Origin of the sequence: Cypionkella psychrotolerans (genome assembly GCF_001294535.1) — a bacterium.
GTDB lineage: Bacteria > Pseudomonadota > Alphaproteobacteria > Rhodobacterales > Rhodobacteraceae > Cypionkella > Cypionkella psychrotolerans.
Genome location: NZ_LGIC01000023.1, coordinates 1 through 17,160, shown reverse-complemented (window position 1 = coordinate 17,160; position 17,160 = coordinate 1). Strand labels below are relative to the sequence as shown.

The window sequence follows — 17,160 nt, the reverse complement described above, 5'->3', positions numbered from 1 at the left end:
CATCGAGCACGCTCATGAGATGGGCACATCGGAATTGCATTGAACCAGCATCATGTTGGCGGCCATCGCGCTGACCCGGACCGAAGCATGCACCCGGGTCGACCTCAGGCGAAGGTTGCCGAGAAGGGAAGCAGACTAAGCTCTCAAAGCACAAAACCGCAGTTCGGCGGCGCATCCCGCATGCGCAAAACCGCTTGACTGGGACGACCCCGTTACCGAAGTCTGGAGCCTAGAAGCAAGAAGAATTTGACCTTGGGCGAGATCGAGTGCGGTCTTCTGTCAGGCCTCAGTGTGCGGCGCTGTTAAAGGCCGCGGGCCGATATGGTGATCAGCGTGATCGGGTCCAAATCTGTTCAGCGAGCTTATGGTCTCGTAGCCCCTAACTGGTTTTCCCTATCCTGATCTTTTCGATCATTTCCCATATAGTCGTCGTCTTCTCCCTCCATCGCACCGGCTTTCAGCGCAGATCAAGCATGAGACTCATGCCGTTGTCGCCTTCACCGGATTTCGGTAATCCTCCTGACTTATAAGCATCGCCCAGATTTGCCGGGCCATCTTGTTGGCCAGTGCTATGGCTGCCAACATCTTCAGTTTACGCTGTATCATTCGACCGAGCCAGCTTTCTTGGATGATGTTTCTTGCCCCTCGACCAATGACCCTAGACATCGCACCGATTATCAAAAGGTGTCGAATATCTATCTGCCCGGCCTTTGAGACCCGCCCAAGGCGCTCCTTACCGCCAGAAGAATATTGGCGCGGAACAAGGCCAAGCCACGCGGCAAAATCGCGGCCACATCGGAATTCCGCAATGTCCGGCGCAAATGCTTCTACAGCGAGAGCCGTCATGGGGCCAACGCCCGCTGCCCGCCAGCGCATGCCTTCATGCGCGAGAGGGGGCATCGTCTGCAAACGGCGGGCTATCTCGCTGCTGGCGGCGACACGCGCCAGTATCTTTGTCTTGGCTTCGATCCGAGTTGTTTGCTCGAAAATCTGCATCAGGAGATCCTGACACTCCGCGACAACCAGCGCCGCAAGCTCGGCGTCCGAACTGCCGACATAGGCTTCAATTCGCTTTGTTTGGCTGAGGCCGATGGGGAAGACTGCCCCGTATTCGTAGAGCAGGCCGCGCAGTGCAGTCATCAACTCGGCTCGCTGGCGCACAAGACGCTCACGGGGCCGGAAAAGCGCGGCCTGAGCTTGCTGCTCTTCGCTCTTGGGCGAGACAAAACGCATCTCAGGTTGACGTGCTGCAACAACGATCGCTTCGGCATCGGTCGCGTCGTTTTTCTGACGCTTAACAAAAGGCTTCACATACTGCGGCGCAATCAAACGCACCTCGTGGCCGAGCGCCTGCATCTCGCGTGCCCAGTAGCTCGAACTACCGCAAGCTTCAAAAAAAACGAGCTCGGCGGGTGACGCGACATGAAATCCCGACATTGATCCCGCGTCAGCCTCTTGCGGAAAAGGAGCTCACCAGATCCACCCCGATAATAAAATCCTCCATAGACCGTCCTCCCCCGAGCGCTATGATACCAAGACCTGATCATGCCATACACACGCCCCACCGAAAGGGAGCTGGACGGCAACCACCCCATCTATTCAGCTCAGGGACAGTAGGGGAACGGCGGGCATCCAGAAGGGTGCTCGTCGAGCATTGCTGCCTATAAGAAGACCTGGTCGCAAAGGAACAGAGGGGGAGAGCATTTCCTGCGATCGGGTTGCGCGGAAAAGCAAAAAGCCCGGTCGCCAACGCGCCGGGCAAGATGCGGGTTCAATTTGGCAGATCTCAACCAACTGCGGCGATCAGCGGCAGTTTGGGCTGTTGCGCCAGACTCTTGACGCTTTGCGATAATAGTCCCCACATAAATCCGCCCGTAATGGTCTGCACGCCCAAGGAGGCCGTCACCACAGTAAAGGCGGCGGGCCGCGCAATTATCCCCGCATTCAGATCGCCAAAGCCCGCATTGGCCCAGAAGAGCACCGAAGCAATCGCGGTCAGCATCGAGACCAGCAGGAAGATCCCGCCAAGGATACATGCATTGTCGACCGAAATCTTTGCCGCGATCCGGCTAAAGCGGGGCGATTGCGGCAAGAGTCCAAAACGCACCGCAAAGAGCTTGGCCAGCGCCGAGAAACAGCTCATCTGATAGCCGATGAGGATCAGTGCCGAGGCTAGGATCAGCGTTGCCACGTCAAAGTTCGCGCCGCCGATATGGACCGGACCGAACAGCAGTGTCCCGAAGGTTAGAGTGCCGGTCAGCAGCAACAACAGCCCCGGGTAGAGAAACAGCCAATAGGGCGCAAAGGTCAGCAGCAGCTTCAGATGCAGCCAGCCATCGCGCCAGCTGCGCAGATGGGGCGGGCGCGAGCGGCCATCGGGGCTGAGGGTGGTTGGCACCTCCTTGATCCTCAAACCCAGAAGAGTCGCCTTGATCACCATCTCGGAAGCAAACTGCATGCCAGGCGTGTCCAGCTCCAGCCCCAGGATCGCCTTGCGCGAAAAGCCTCGCAGCCCGCAGTGGAAATCGCCGATCGGCGCTTGATAGAGCACCCGCCCGATTGTTGAGAGCACCGGATTGCCCAAATAGCGGTGCAGCGGCGGCATTGCATTCTTGGAGATGCCGCCCTTAAAGCGGTTGCCCATCACGAGATCCGCGCCGCTCCGCAGCGCCTCGACAAAGGGGTCAAGGCGGGAAAAGTCATAGGAATCATCGCTGTCGCCCATGATGATGAACTTGCCGCGGGCGTCATTGATCCCTGCGATCAGCGCAGCACCATAGCCCTTTTGCGAAGCATTCACCACCCGAGCGCCCAGCCGGAGCGCAATCTCTTGGCTGCCATCGGTAGAGCCGTTGTCCGAAATCAGCACCTCGCCCTTAATGCCAGAGCGCGCCAGATAATCCGTGGCCTTGACGATGCAGGCCTCGAGCGTTTCTGCCTCGTTGAGGCAAGGCATCAAGATGGTCAATTCGGTCATCGCAAAAGCCTCTCGAATCAGTACGGACCAGAGCCGAACTTTGAATTTGTTGTCAAAAGAGTGCTGCTGGAATGGGGCGACATAGCGGCGAGGATCGTGAATTTTCATGACCCATTCCTGCAACGTGGCGGGGATATTTTTGCGCGTCTTGCGCGCTGAATTGCAAAAGCTTGCAAAAAAAGCCATGACGGAAAAAACAAATAAACAGATCAAAGCAGGAACATGGCCGCAAACCCCACATCCCGCGCCGAAACGATGTTTAAAGTCGCAACCCTTTTGGCGATCGTCTTTGTGATCGTACGCGCGGTGCAGAGCTATCCGTCAATCCAGGATGTCTTTTACAGCGCCGACAACGACGACATGATGCGCCTGCTGTCAGTTCGCGATTGGCTGAATGGTCAAAGCTGGTTTGACATGACGCAGTACCGCGTCCTTCCGCCCGAGGGCATTCCGATGCATTGGTCGCGCTTTGTCGACCTCGGTATTGGCGGCATTATATCGCTGTTTCATCTGTTCATGCCGATGAACCAAGCCGAGAATCTGACGCTTGTGGTCTGGCCCTCGATGCTGCTTGTCGCGATGGTTTTGCTGACCGGCTGCGGCACACGCAAGATTTTGGGGCCCAACGCGGCCAGCGTTGCGATTTTAAGCACGATGGTTTGGCTGCCGCTTTTCAACCGTCATTTTGCGCCGGGGCATATTGACCACCATAATGTGCAGATCCTGATAACCACCATTCTGGCCTATGCGCTGATCTGGCCCGTGCGTCCGCTGCGCGCTGGGCTGATCGGCGGGGCGGCGGCGGCCTGCTCCTTGGTTGTGGGGCTGGAGATGTTGGTGCTGATCGTGCTTGCGGGCGCGATGCTGACCATCCGCGCCAGCTTTTACCGCCCGGGTGCCGGGCGTAAGTTGATCGGGTTTTGCAGCAGCCTGCTGGTGGTCTCCATTCTTGGCTTTCTGGGCCAGACGGCCCCGTCGCAGTGGTTTGTGCCCTATTGCGATGCGATGGCCACGCCTGTGCTGTCGCTGATTATGATTTCCGCTGCTGCCTGTATGATCCCGATTGCGGCGGCCCGCTGGCTGCCCTCGCCATGGGCGCGGCTGGCCGCGACCGCAGCGATTGTGCTTGGCAGTCAGTGGCTGTTCTGGTCGCTGATTCAGCCTTGCCTTGCCGGCCCTTACGGCGCGTTGCCGCTCGAGGTGCAAAACCTCATCCGCAACAATATATCCGAGGCCCAGGGCGCGGTGGCAGTGTTCCTGCTGCGCCCCTTCCAGTTTTATGCCGAGGTGGCCCCGCAGATCGTCGCTGTCCTCTTTGCGATATCGCTGTGGCTCTTGCGGTTTCGCAAAGCCTCGGGCGCGGAATCCGAGGCGGTTGTTCAGATCATCGCGCTGGTCTTTGTCGGCGTGGTGGGCATGTTCTACCAGGTACGCATGTTAGTGCTGACCGCTGCCGGTTTTCCCTTTCTGGTTGGATATGTTATCAACTGCCTTATCCAGGGCTGGCAACAAAACCCAAGCCCGCGGCGTGCGGTCTTGATCGGGGTCAGCGCCGCCGTGATCCTGATGCCAGCCGATATCTATTGGAACGGGCGGGCGATCTGGCGCATGGTCACGGGCCTCGACGCAGACGGTGCCCAGGTGAACAAGATGCTCGACGATCGGTGCCGCACCAAGGCGGTCATGCAAGAGCTTGATCAACTTCCCAAGGCGCGCATCCTGACGCGGCTCAACTTCGGCGCGCCCCTGATCAGCCTGACGCATCACTACGCGCTGACCGCACCCTATCACCGCAGCGCTGACGCCTTTTGGAATGGCGAGTTCGCTTTCTACACCGAGGCAAATATGGAAAAGGCCTTGGCCAAGACCGGCGCGAACTATGTGGTGCTGTGCCGCGATGCGTCTTATGGCACCTATGAAGCGGTGCCAAAGGCGCTGTTGGCCGGAAAAACGGTCGCGGGCCTGCGCCAGATCGACTTTCCAGGCAAGGATTTCGCAGTTTTCGAGGTGATCGCTAATCCGACTGCGGCCTCGCAATGAATTGGCGGGCGCTGAGCCAGAGCAGCCTTCTGCGCTTTCTCTTCGTCGGGGGCAGCTTCAGCCTGATCTATTCCTTTGTCACCGCAGGGCTGATCCGCTTTGCAGCAACCCCGGCCTTTGCAACATCGGTGGCGGTCTATATCCTGTGTATTCCCTTGGCCTTCCTGTCGCACAAGCACTTTGCCTTTGGCGCTGAGACAACCCACAAATCGGCCTTTGTGCTCTATACCCTGACCCAGATCGCCAGCCTGAGCGCGGTCTCTTTCATCACCACGCGGCTGGTATCTCATCGGTTCTGGCTCGATGTCGGGTTGTTTTTGATCACCTCGGCCTCGGCCGCAGTAGCAAGCTTTGTCATCAACCGCTTTGTGATTTTCGCAGGCCAAGGAAAAAGATGAAGAAACCCTGAGTCTTCTGCTCAAAACAACAGGGCCGCAAAGCGCAGCCCCTCTACGTCGAGGAAGTTCTGATGATGGCCAGAGTTGTTTGAGGCCATAGCGTGGCATTGGCCTTCTACCTAGGTGCTATCTGGCTTGTTCTTCAGGTCCGACGTGCGCAGTATCGAGAAGCCTTTTTGGGCCAAACCTTCCCCGAATATGCCGATTCCGCCGCCTGCGTGCCCATGCTTATTTTGGGCGTTCGCCTCGACCGGCAGCTAAGGGGCGATCGTGTCTGACCAGTGAGATTCACAAGATGGGCGGTAGGCAGCCTGACGGCGTCGCGGCAGAGCAGATACAGCTGGAGCGGTTGTTTGCCAACCGTGCAACATTTCCGGCTTTGATCATTAGGCGGAGCGGAAAACGGCCTGATCGAGGCGCGGCATGACGACCGCAGCAACGTCGAACTGCGGCCATTCGTTCGCGCCGCAACGACCGGCCCGCCGAGTGATCTTGGAGATTTCCCTAAGGCCATTGCGCAAGTTTTGAAAGCAAAATGGAGAACAGCCTTTGCTGGTCTACTTGCGTCATGACGAGGCAATTTCCATGCGGGTCGATGTTTGCCATTGATCGTCCAAACTGCGGTCCGGGCTCGGTCACGATTCTGACCCGACTTTGTGTTCCCGAAAAAATAGACGGTTCGATCAACCACGCAACGACGCACGGGTCGTGCAAATGCTGATCCCCCTTGGCATATGCGGTCAACAGTCGTTCTGCGATGTCGGAGCAGACGTTTCCGTTCTGCCGTAGGCGTGCTAAATGGAGTTCCTCGATCCGGGTCTGTTGCGTAACATCCAAACCGAACATCACCAGTTGTGCCCCGGATTGTAGCACAATCTCGGCGGCATGTGGGTCAACCATGAAATTGAACTCGGCGAAATCGTTCATATTTCCTGGGCAATAAGCCGCCCCGCCCATAAAGACGATGGAGCGCAGCTTTTCCCCCAATAACGGGTCAAACAGCAGCGCCACCGCCACATTGGTCAGCGGTCCAATGGCGCACACCACCACCTCGCCGGGGTATTTCTCGACCTGTTGCCGGATAAAATCGACCGCATGGGTCTTGGTTTCTGGGAAATCATCGGGTAGCGGCAGATCAATATCGCCCAATCCATCCACCCCATGCACCGAGGCGGCAAGATCTGCGGGCGCAAGGATTGGACGCGCGATGCCACGCAGCACCGGGATATCCAGCCGACCTGCCGCCGCACAAATCCTTTGCGCGTTGCGGTATGTCTTGTCCAGCCCGACATTGCCTTTGACGCAGGTAATGCCAAGTACCTCGATATCATCGCGCGCAGCCAACGCCAGAAAGATCGCGACGGCATCATCTATACCCGGATCACAATCTATGATGATCTTTTGCAACGTGCGGCCTTTCTGGATTTTGGCCCGTTTCGTCGCGCCATCCTGTGCAGATTTCGACACTTTGCGCCGAAACGAAAGCATGCAGTTGCGGCTTTTGACTTATATTTTCTAAGTCAGGCTAAGATTTTGCCAACTTGTCGAAGCCTGCGTCTTTGGCGACGCTTGCTTACCCAAAACCAAGGACTCTGATGCCGCAATACTCTATGTTGACAGCGATTGAGTCATGCATGTTGCGCAATGCAGCCGAGTCGATGCTGGGTGCCCTCCTGATCGGTCTCAAGTCATGTATCAGCCGATCCCGCCCCTGAACTGCAAAAAGCCACGCCAGATGGCGCTTTCCCCAACAGCCAGAGAGACAAATATGACAATCAATCACAAATTGCTGGATATTTTGCGTCGTGGACGCAACGAACACGAGAACCATCTGATTGATGGTGTGGTGCGCGAGGCGGTCAGCCGTCGCGAGTTTCTGCGCTATGGCTCGGTGCTTGGCCTGTCGGCACCCCTGCTGGGTGGGATTTCGGGTGCGTTGGGCTTCGGCCTTGCCCCGGTTGCTGCCCGCGCTGGCACGCCGGGCGGCACCATACGCTTTGGTCATATTGTGCCTGCGGGGGCAATCAATCCGGTGACGATTGCGGATCCCGGCGGCGTGACCATCTTGTCGCAATTCGCAGAGGCGCTCGTGCTTTCGGCACCGGATTTGTCGGCTGTGCCGCTGCTGGCAGAAAGCTGGGCACCAAACAACGATGGCACAGTCTGGACGTTCAAACTGCGCCAGAACGTCAAATTCCATAACGGCAAGCTGATGACGGCGGATGATGTTGTCGCCACCTTTGATCGGCTGGCGGACCCGGCGGTTGGCTCGAACGCTCTGTCGGCGCTGTCGGGGATGCTATCGAAAGGCGGCACGCGCAAGGTCGATGACTATACCGTCGAATTCCACCTCGATGCCGCCAATGGCAACTTCCCCTATGCGGTATCAACCGACAACTATAACGCGGTGATCGTGCCCGCTGAGATGCCTGATGATTTTGAAGCCACGATGATCGGCACTGGCCCGTTCAAGTTGGAGAAATACACCCCGAAAGTTGGCGCGTCCTTCGTGCGCAACCCGGATTATTGGGGGGCAGCGCCGCTGCCTGACCGCATCGAAATCACCTTCTACGACGATTATCAGCCGCAGATTCTTGCCTTGCAGGCCGGGGAGATCGACATCATCCAGCAAGTGCCGGTGTTGCAGGCCGTGGGTCTGCTGGCGGATCCGACCTTCAACATCATCACCACGCCGTCTTCGGCGCATCATCAGGTGCATATGCGCACCGATATGGAACCATTCAAAGACAAGCGCGTGCGCCGCGCGATTGCGCTGACGCTGGATCGGCCGAAATTCGTGCAAGGCCTATTGCGCGGCAAGGCGCAGATCGGCAATGACAGCCCGTTCATGCCCGCCTATCCCTCGACCGATAGCAGCGTGGCACAACGCGAGATGAATATCGCCGAGGCCAAGCAGTTGATGGAAGCAGCAGGGATGGCGGGCGGTTTCAAGACCACGCTGACCACCGAGAAATATCTGGAGATTCCAGATTACGCAGTGCTGATCCAGAATGCGGTCAAGGAAATCGGCGGAGATATTACGCTGAACATCATGGATCAGGGCGCTTATTACGGTGATGCAGTGCCGGGCAAATCGCCTTGGCTTGATTCCGAAATGGGCATTACCGATTATGGCCATCGCGGGGTGCCGAACGTGTTCCTGCAAGCGCCGTTGAGCAGCACCGGCACTTGGAATTCGGCCCATTTCGCCAATGCGGAATATGATACGCTGGTGAAGGGCTATATCGCCTCGCTGGATTTGGAATCGCAGCGCGCATCGGCGGGCAAGATCCAAACCCTGCTGCTGGACGAAACCCCGGTGATTTTCTCGTATTTCTACGACTTCCTGACCGTGACCAAAGCGGGTGTGACGGGGGTTGTGGCGACGGCGATGGGTCATATCATGTTGGCACAGGCAAGCTTGTAAATCTTAATCCGGGCCGCAGATCGCCTGCGGCCCGCCCCCATCCGCCCGGGAGAGTTGCGATTTCCAGATATATCCTTAAGCGCACGCTGCTGGCGCTGCTAACTTTATGGCTGCTGAGCGTGCTGATCTTTGCGGGAGGGCATCTGTTGCCCGGCAATGTTGGCCGCGCAATGTTGGGGCCGTTTGCCGATCAGGCGGCGGTGGATGTGTTGAACCACGAAATGGGCACGGATCGCCCGGTGCTGGTGCAATATGCTGATTGGATTTCCGGCTTTGTCACCGGCGATATGGGGATGTCTTATGCTTATCGCTCGCCCGTGGCCCCTTTCCTTGGCACGGCGCTGCTGAATTCGGCCAAACTCGCCGCCGTGGCCTTTGTGCTGGTGGTGCCACTGGGGATTTTCGGCGGCGTGATCGCAGCGCTGTACCGGGGCCGCCCGACCGACCGCATCCTGTCCGTGGTGGGGCTGTCGGCGACAGTGGTGCCGGAGTTTGTCTCGGGCATCCTGCTGATCCTGATCTTTGGCGTCTGGCTGCGTTGGTTTCCGATCTCGGCGACTTGGGCGGACGGTGCGGGGCCGCTGACGCAGCTTTACCATCTGATCCTGCCCGCGATCCCGCTGGTGCTGATCCTGTTTGGCTATATCGCCCGGATGGCGCGGGCCGGGATGATCGAGGCGCTGGATGCCGATTACACCCGCACCGCTGTGTTGAAGGGCTTGAGTTATCCGCAAGTGATCTGGCGGCATGTACTGCGCAACGCTTTGCTGCCCACCATCAGTGTGATCGCGACGCAGACCGTCTATCTGATCGGCGGGCTGGTGGTGATCGAGATTCTGTTTCACTATCAAGGCATTGGCAGCTTGATTTATACTGCTGCCAAGAAGAAGGACTTCCCCATGCTGCAGGCGGGTGTCATGTCTATCGGCGCGTTGTTCGCGCTGACCACCTTGCTGGCTGACCTGCTCTATGCCCGGCTAAACCCCCGCATCCGCTTTGGAGGTCAGGAATGAATACCCAAACCGCAGCCGCGGGCTGGCGCGGCGACCTGCGTCGGCTGTCGCGGTCGGCCAGTTTTGATATCGGCGTTGTGATCGTGCTGTTCTGGGTCGCTTGTGCTTTGTTTGGCCCGCATCTGGTGCCCTATGATCCGTTTGCCGATGATCTGTTGAATTCCTTGATGCCGCCCTCGTTTGCACATTGGTTCGGCACCGATCAACTGGGTCGTGATGTGTTTTCCCGCGTCATCGTCGGCGCACGCGATATTCTGACCGTCGCCCCGATTGCCACCGTTCTAAGCACGATCTTGGGCACGGCTTTGGGCTTGACGATGGGCTATTTCGGCGGGGTGATTGATGAGGCGCTGAGCCGCATCGTCGATGCCGTGCTGGCGCTGCCGACGGTGATCGTAGCACTGTTGGCGCTGACCGCACTGGGCACCTCTAACATCACCGTCATGGTTGTGATCGCGTTCAGCTTTGCCCCGGTGATCGCGCGCACAGTGCGCAGCGCGGTGCTGGCCGAGCGCGGCTTTGACTATGTTGCCGCCGCCGAGTTGCGCCGCGAGAACACATTTTACATCTTGTTCATCGAAATTTTGCCCAACGTGCTGCCGCCGATCCTTGTCGAAGCCACGGTGCGCCTTGGCTATGCGATTTTCACCGTCGCCACGCTCAGCTTCATCGGCTTTGGCATTCAGCCGCCCTCGCCGGACTGGGGGCTGTCGATCTCGTCCAACTACGGGCTGATCGGTGGTGGGTTTTGGTGGACGGTGGTGTTTGACGGCGCGGCCATTGCCTCGCTGATCATCGGCATCAATCTGATCGCCGATGGGATTGAGGGCCTGCGCCATGACTGACACCACCCCCGCTTTGCAATTTGAAAACCTAAGCGTTGCTTACCGCGTCAAGGGCGTATCCCGCCCGGTATTGGCGGGCGTAAGCTTGGAAATCCGCAAGGGTGAGGCTTATGGCCTTGTCGGCGAATCCGGTTGCGGTAAGTCGACGGCGGCCTTTGCGGCTTTGCGCTATCTGCCGCGCAATGGGGCGGTGACGGCGGGACGCATTCTGATCGACGGTCAGGATATTGGCCAAATGGCCCCGCCCGCGTTGCGCCAGTTGCGCCGCCAATCGGTCGCAATGGTCTATCAAGACCCCGGCAAAGCGCTGAACCCGTCGCTGACCATCGGGCGGCAGGTGCAAGAGGTGTTTGAACTGGCAGGCGTTCCGCGTGCCGATTGGGCCGCGCGGACGGTCGAAATCCTTGCCAAAGTGCAGATCAGCGATCCGCAACTGGTGATGGGCCGCTATCCGCATCAGCTTTCCGGCGGGATGCAGCAAAGGGTGGCGATTGCGATGGCGATTGCCAGCAATCCCACGCTGCTGGTGCTGGACGAACCCACCACCGGGCTTGATGCCACCGTCGAGGCCGAGGTGTTGGACCTGATCCAGCACCTGCGCCGCGAACTTTCCACCGCAATCTTGTTCATCAGCCATAACCTTGCCGTCATCGCCCGGATGTGTGACCGCGTCGGCGTGCTGTATGCGGGCCGTCTGGTCGAAGAAGCCCCGACCGCGCAGATTTTCAACGCCCCGCAGCATCCCTATACGGCTGGGCTGTTGTCTTGCCTGCCGCAAGCCGGGCGCAGCAAAGATCAGGCTCCGCTGGCGACAATCCCCGGATTTCTGCCGGTGCCGGGTGAGGTGATCAGCGGTTGCGTCTTTGCTGCGCGCTGTGCGGTGGCGGATGATCTGTGCCGTTCGACCGAGCCTGCGTTTCGCGTTGCGGATGGCCATGCCAGCAAATGCCACTACCCCGAACGCGCCGGGGCTTTGCCCGTTGTTGCCAAGGCGGGCGCGACGTTGCGCATGGCTGAGCAGGCGGCGGCGATCCTGCAGATCGAAAACCTGTCAAAAAGCTTTGGCGATGGTGATCAGCGCCAGCGCGTGTTGCGCGATATTGGAATTGAACTGCGCAAGGGCGAGACACTCGGTCTTGTCGGCGAATCTGGCAGCGGCAAGACCACTCTCGCGCGTTGTCTGTTGGGCCTGTTGCAGCCGGATATGGGCAGCGAACTGAAGTTTGCGGGCGAGCCCCTTGCCGGGCGCACCGCCGCGCGCACACGCGATCAGGTCAAATCCATCCAGATCGTGTTTCAAAACCCGGATTCCGCGCTGAACCGTTCTCATACTGTGCGTCGGATGTTAGAGCGCACGATTTCTCTGCTGGTCGGGCTGAAAGGCGCTGCGCGTGAGGCGCGCGTGCAGGCGCTGACCCAAGGTGTGCGGCTGACCGAGCGCCACTTGGCCTCAATGCCACGCCAGCTTTCGGGCGGGTTGAAGCAGCGTGTCGCCATCGCCCGCGCTTTTGCCAGCGATCCGCAGGTGCTGATCTGTGACGAGCCTACCTCTGCCCTTGATGTGTCTGTTCAGGCGGCGATCTTGAATTTGCTCGCGGATTTGCAGGCGGAAACACAGGTCAGCTATATCCTGATCTCGCACGATCTGGGGGTGGTGCGCTATCTGTCCGACCGGATTGCGGTGATGTATCTGGGGCAAGTCTTGGAAATCGGCCCGGCCGAGACGGTGTTTTCCGGCCCGCATCATCCCTACACGGCGGCCCTGCTGTCTTCGGCCCCCGCCATAGGCGATGAGGGGGCAGAGCGCGTCAAGTTGGTGGGCGCGCTGCCGACCACTGCGCAACGCCCAACGGGTTGCGTGTTCCATACCCGCTGCCCGCAAAGCATTCCGGGCCTATGCGGCAGCAAGGCCCCGCCGCAGATCGTATTAGAGGCGGGGCATGTGATCGAATGCCACTTGCCCGCCGACGCGCTGCCGGTGCGTGGATGAGCCTGTCTGCGGGATTACCCAACCTGCGGAAAACTGATAGGACTGGCACGACCAACCAAGAGAAAGCCCCGATGCCCCTGACCCTGCCACCGCTGAACGCTCTGCGCGCCTTTGAAGCGGCGGCGCGGACGGGCAGCTATGTTGCAGCTGCAGAAGAACTGGGTGTCTCTGCCGCAGCGATCAGCCAACAAATCCGCAAGCTGGAAGATTACCTTGGCAAGCAGATGTTCATGCGGATGAACAACCGCGTCGTGCTGACCGATGCGGGCCATGCCATCCGTGAAGGCACCGCCGCAGCGCTTCAGATGATTTCGGATTCAACCGAACAGCTGGTGTCAGACCGTTCGCGCTCTCGGCTGGTGATCAGCACCATCGATTCAGTGGCCGAAAAATGGCTGATCAGCCGGCTTGCCGCCTATTCCCGCGCGCATCCCGATTTCCGGTTTGATCTGCGGGTGGAACCGGACCCTGCCGATTTCTCTCGCCATAACATAGACTTGCGGTTGGGGTATGATCCCGCGCAATACCCCGAGCACAGCATCGTACTGCTGGAACAAGACGTGGTCCTCCCGCTGTGCAGCCCGGCTTACTTGGCGCACAATCCAGCGGCGCTGGGTATGGCGGCTGTTCCCGAAGACGATTTGTTGCACACCAGTTGGGGCAGCAGTTTCGGCTCGCATCCGACGTGGCACGGCTGGTTTGTGAAGGCGGGGTTAAAGCCGCCCTCGGACACCAAGGGCTTTCAGGCTGGACGGTCAAGCCTTGTGCTGGACTTGGCACGCGAAGGCCTTGGCGTGGCTTTGGGGCAAAGGATGATGGCGCTGGATGATATTGCCTCGGGTCGGCTTGTGGCGCTTTCGGATATCAGCATCGCCTTGGGCTATCCCTATTGTCTGGCCTATCCGCGCGCGAAAGCCCGCAAGCGGCATCTGTTGGCCTTGGCAAGCTGGCTATCCGCCGCGCCATCGCTTGGCTAAGTTATTCTAAACTTCGCTAATATTTCAGGCGGTTGCGCCGCGCTTTCGGGCAGGTGACACTTGCTGCATGAAATAGCGGAGGATGCCCGATGAACCACCTTCTTGATCTTGACACCTACCCGATCGACCGCCCCGACAGCCCCGAATACGCGGCCCTCGTGGCCAGCTGCAAAGCCCGTCTGGCTGCGGATGGCATGTTCGATCTGCCCGGCTTCATGCGCGCCGATGTGACCCAAGCCGCAGCCGACGCCACCAAGCCCGCGATGGCAACCGCCTCGTTCCGCCATGCCCGCAAACACAACATCTACTTCCGCGATACAGTCGAAGGCTTGTCCGAAGATCACCCGGCATTGGCCCAGGTCGAAACCGTCAACCACACACTGACCGCCGATCAGCTTGCGGGCAATCCAGTGATTGATCTTTACGACTGGCCGCCCTTCGCCACTTTCCTTGCCGCCACCATGAGCAAAGACACACTGTATCGCATGGACGACCCGATGGCGCGGGTGAACGTGCAAGCCAGCCGCGCGGGCGAGGCGTTGAACTGGCATTTCGACCGTTCCGAATTCACCACCACCATCTTGCTGCAATCGCCCGAGCAGGGCGGCGAGTTGGAATACCGATCCGATCTGCGCAGCGCCGAAGACCCCAACTATGACGGCGTCGCAGCGCTGCTGCGCGGCGAAGACCCGGAGGTGAAAAAGGTCAAACTGCACCCCGGCGCGCTGAACGTCTTTCGTGGCATCAACACTTTGCACCGCGTCGTGCAGGTGCAAGGACCGACAGAGCGCATAGTCGCAATCTTTGCATTCTTTGATCGCCCCGGTGTTATAATGACCGCCAAGGAACAGACCGGCTTTTATGGCCGCGCCGTTGCCGCCTAGATCCTGGCCCCGCCGCTGCTGCGGCAAAGCCCAACCCTTCACCCAAGGCCGCCGCATTGTGGCGGCCTTTTTATGACCCGGACCAAAGACGCCATGACCCCTCCCACCAATGCCGATCCGCTTGTCCTTGACGGCATCAGCCTGACCTGTGCGCAACTTGTCGCCGCCGCGCATCGCGCCCGCCCGATCACCCTTGCCGAAGGTGCCGATCTGCGCATCCGCCAAGGCCGCAGCGTGGTTGAAGACATCGTGTCCAGCGGCGTGAAAGGCTACGGCATCACCACCGGGGTCGGTTCGCAAAAGGAATTTGCCGTCCCGCCCGAAGGTATGCGCGATTACAATCGCCGTCTCGCCCGCGCCCATTCCACCCATATGGGCGGCGCCGTGCTGCCTGAACACCGTGTTCGTGCCGCGCTGATTATTCTGGCGAATGAGTTCTCATTGGGCCTGTCGGGCGTGTCCGCGCCGCTTGTGGACCTGATCGTAGGTCAGATCAACACGGCCGAGATGCCACAAGTCTCGTCCTATGGCACCGTCGGTGCGGCAGACTTGATCCCGATGGCGCAAATTGCCGATTGGCTGCAAAGGCAACCCGAGGCTCTGGCGCGCGGTATTCCCGGCCCCAAAGAAACGCTTTCTCTCATCAACACCAACGCGATCACGCTGGCCACCGGTGCCGATGCGCTGATCGAGGCGCAAGCCATCCTGCGGCTGGCAAACCTGTCGCTGGCGCTGTCACTGGAAGGCTTCCGGGGCAACCTGAACGCCATCAGCGCCAAGGTCAACCAAGCGCATCAGCGCGGCGGTCAGGCCAAGGTCAGCGCCGAGTTGCGCGACCTGCTGGCAGGTAGCCAGCTTTGGCAAGACGGTGCCGCGCGGCGCATCCAAGACCCTCTCAGCTTCCGCTGCGCCTCGCAAATCCACGGGGCTTTGCAGGAATTGCTGGAACGCGCGACCCAAGTTTGGGACGAGGAATTGAACTCTGTCACCGACAATCCCATCGTCGATCATGACGACCGCTCGGTGCGCTCGCATGGCAATATGGATTCCAGCCGGATGACGCTTGCGATCGACGGTCTGCGGCAGGCCTTCGCCAAAGCCGCTGATATTGCAGGCGAACGTCTGCACAAACAGCAGTGGACCGAGTTTTCCGGCCTGCCTACCGGGTTTTCCGACCCGAACAGCCCGCTGGGTGGGGTGCAATTCCTGAATCTCGGCCATCTTGCGGCCTCGCTGATCACCTCGATCAAAATCTGGGCGGCGCCGTCCTTGCTGTTGTCGGTCGGCCAGATCGCCGATGGTGTGGAAGACACCGCTGGTCATGCTCTGCATGCTGTCGCGGATTTTGAGCGTATGCTCGGGGCGCTGCGCCTGGTGTTCTCGATTGAGATTATCGTCTCGATTTGGGCGATTCAGAAAAGGCAACTCGCCACTGACAGTCTCGGTAAGGGTCTGCGGGAATATGTAACGCGGATCGCCCCCGAGCTTCCCATTGGCCGAGAAGGGCTGGAGGTTTTTTCAATCGAGGCGATTGTCGACATTCTAATGAACATGGATGAAGCTGCCTTCCCTCGGTGATAGGATTTTACCTAAAAAGTCTTCGACGACCATTTGTCCCGTGGCGTCGGGGTTTCAGGCGAGGGGAGGATAAAAGCTGGGTTGGTGGTGTCGGTGATCCGCGCATCAATGGAAATCACTGGCAGCGTTAGCCTGTCCTGCTTTGCTGTCCAAGTCGCCGGGCGAGTGGTACGCGGAGCAGAAAGCCTGCACGAGCGAAAGCTCTGTGCGCATCGGCGACATTGGTGGACGATTTTCGCTGCGGCGAGCATGAACGTCTGGTTCGTGGCCGTTGCACAGCCGCGAGACGGCACTGGGCGCGGGTTAAAGCATCCGTATTGTTTGATGGCGGGAAATAGTGGCCCTCAGTCCAAAAAACTCTGCAGATTTCTCGCAGAAGCTGCGTTCTCGGATCAACGGCAGCTCCGCAATAATACTTCCGCAAAGCAGCAATGCGGGCCCGGTGCCAACGCTAGATGCCTATGCCGAGCGGATCGTCATCCGGCAGAATGGGCTGATCGTGGGCGAACATGCGCGCGCCTTTGGGCGTGGGCAGACAATCTATAATCCATGGTGTCAATCAGCGTCGAATATTGAACAGGTAACAGCGTTCAATATTGATCAGTTTGGTCGCTGATTTTCTTGCGCTGTTTGAAGCGCCAGGAGTCGTTTCCGGTTTCGAGAATGTCGCAGTGGTGAGTTATGCGATCGAGGAGCGCAGTGGTCATCTTTGGGTCACCGAAGACCGTGACCCATTCGGCGAAGCTGAGATTGGTTGTGACGATGAGGGATGTCTTTTCGTAGAGTTGGCTGATGAGATGGAACAGCAGGGCGCCGCCAGAGGCCGGGAATGGCAGATAGCCCAACTCATCAAGAATGACCGCGTCGATCTGGGTGAGTTGCTTGGCCAGATTTCCGGCTTTGCCCTGAGCTTTTTCCCGTTCCAGAAGATTGACCAGATCGACGGCGTTGTAAAAGCGTATGCGCTTGCCGTGATGGATGGCGGCGACACCGAGTGCGATGGCAAGATGGGTTTTGCCGGTGCCTGTTCC

The 17,160-nt window shown here is 59.1% G+C and carries 14 protein-coding genes; 10 read left to right on the top strand and 4 right to left on the bottom strand.

The window, feature by feature from the left end; translation table 11 throughout:
• Positions 1–480 precede the first annotated feature (480 nt).
• On the bottom strand, positions 481–1,437 hold the full coding sequence (locus AKV04_RS04985) for an IS110 family RNA-guided transposase (RefSeq protein WP_235815545.1): 957 nt from the start codon (positions 1,435–1,437) through the stop codon (positions 481–483).
• Between the two features lie 349 nt (positions 1,438–1,786).
• The gene (locus AKV04_RS04980) at positions 1,787–2,977 is read right to left on the bottom strand and encodes a glycosyltransferase family 2 protein (protein ID WP_054005370.1); all 1,191 of its coding nucleotides are present in this window, start codon (positions 2,975–2,977) and stop codon (positions 1,787–1,789) included.
• Positions 2,978–3,232: 255 nt separating this feature from the next.
• Here AKV04_RS04980 and AKV04_RS04975 point away from each other — a divergent pair, with 255 nt between their 5' ends.
• Both AKV04_RS04975 and AKV04_RS04970 read left to right on the top strand, forming a co-directional pair.
• On the top strand, positions 3,233–5,017 hold the full coding sequence (locus AKV04_RS04975; RefSeq protein WP_156317375.1) for a hypothetical protein: 1,785 nt from the start codon (positions 3,233–3,235) through the stop codon (positions 5,015–5,017).
• The gene (locus tag AKV04_RS04970; RefSeq protein WP_054005367.1) at positions 5,014–5,415 is read left to right on the top strand and encodes a GtrA domain-containing protein; all 402 of its coding nucleotides are present in this window, start codon (positions 5,014–5,016) and stop codon (positions 5,413–5,415) included. The genes AKV04_RS04975 and AKV04_RS04970 overlap by 4 nt, the downstream gene beginning before the upstream one ends.
• A gap of 504 nt (positions 5,416–5,919) precedes the next feature.
• Here AKV04_RS04970 and AKV04_RS04965 read toward each other — a convergent pair.
• On the bottom strand, positions 5,920–6,903 hold the full coding sequence (locus AKV04_RS04965; protein ID WP_054005366.1) for a nucleoside hydrolase: 984 nt from the start codon (positions 6,901–6,903) through the stop codon (positions 5,920–5,922).
• Between the two features lie 280 nt (positions 6,904–7,183).
• Between AKV04_RS04965 and AKV04_RS04960 the strand changes: the two genes are divergently transcribed.
• The 8 genes from AKV04_RS04960 (at position 7,184) to AKV04_RS25380 (ending at position 16,745) form a co-directional block, all read left to right on the top strand.
• Positions 7,184–8,842 (top strand): ABC transporter substrate-binding protein, encoded by a 1,659-nt coding sequence (locus AKV04_RS04960; protein ID WP_054005365.1) that lies wholly within the window; start codon positions 7,184–7,186, stop codon positions 8,840–8,842.
• A gap of 59 nt (positions 8,843–8,901) precedes the next feature.
• Positions 8,902–9,855 carry an ABC transporter permease gene (locus AKV04_RS04955; RefSeq protein WP_156317374.1) on the top strand — a complete coding sequence of 318 codons (954 nt, stop codon included), beginning with the start codon at positions 8,902–8,904 and terminating at the stop codon, positions 9,853–9,855.
• Positions 9,852–10,700 (top strand): ABC transporter permease, encoded by an 849-nt coding sequence (locus tag AKV04_RS04950; protein WP_054005364.1) that lies wholly within the window; start codon positions 9,852–9,854, stop codon positions 10,698–10,700. Before AKV04_RS04955 ends, AKV04_RS04950 begins: the two co-directional genes overlap by 4 nt.
• Positions 10,693–12,690: a dipeptide ABC transporter ATP-binding protein gene (locus AKV04_RS04945; RefSeq protein ID WP_054005363.1), complete on the top strand. Its 1,998-nt coding sequence runs from the start codon at positions 10,693–10,695 to the stop codon at positions 12,688–12,690. Before AKV04_RS04950 ends, AKV04_RS04945 begins: the two co-directional genes overlap by 8 nt.
• A gap of 71 nt (positions 12,691–12,761) precedes the next feature.
• On the top strand, positions 12,762–13,667 hold the full coding sequence (locus AKV04_RS04940) for a LysR substrate-binding domain-containing protein (protein ID WP_054005362.1): 906 nt from the start codon (positions 12,762–12,764) through the stop codon (positions 13,665–13,667).
• 89 nt (positions 13,668–13,756) lie between these two features.
• Complete coding sequence (locus AKV04_RS04935; protein WP_054005361.1) at positions 13,757–14,551, top strand: HalD/BesD family halogenase; 795 nt, start codon at positions 13,757–13,759, stop codon at positions 14,549–14,551.
• Positions 14,552–14,623: 72 nt separating this feature from the next.
• Positions 14,624–16,129, top strand: a complete 1,506-nt coding sequence (locus AKV04_RS04930) for an aromatic amino acid lyase (RefSeq protein WP_054005360.1) — start codon at positions 14,624–14,626, stop codon at positions 16,127–16,129.
• 337 nt (positions 16,130–16,466) lie between these two features.
• Entirely contained in the window at positions 16,467–16,745 is a 279-nt protein-coding gene (locus tag AKV04_RS25380) for a hypothetical protein (RefSeq protein WP_082351526.1), read from the top strand.
• Here AKV04_RS25380 and AKV04_RS04925 read toward each other — a convergent pair.
• On the bottom strand, positions 16,720–17,160 hold a 441-nt coding region (locus AKV04_RS04925), incomplete at its 5' end, for an ATP-binding protein (RefSeq protein WP_162232836.1). The two genes, AKV04_RS25380 and AKV04_RS04925, sit on opposite strands and share 26 nt — an antisense overlap.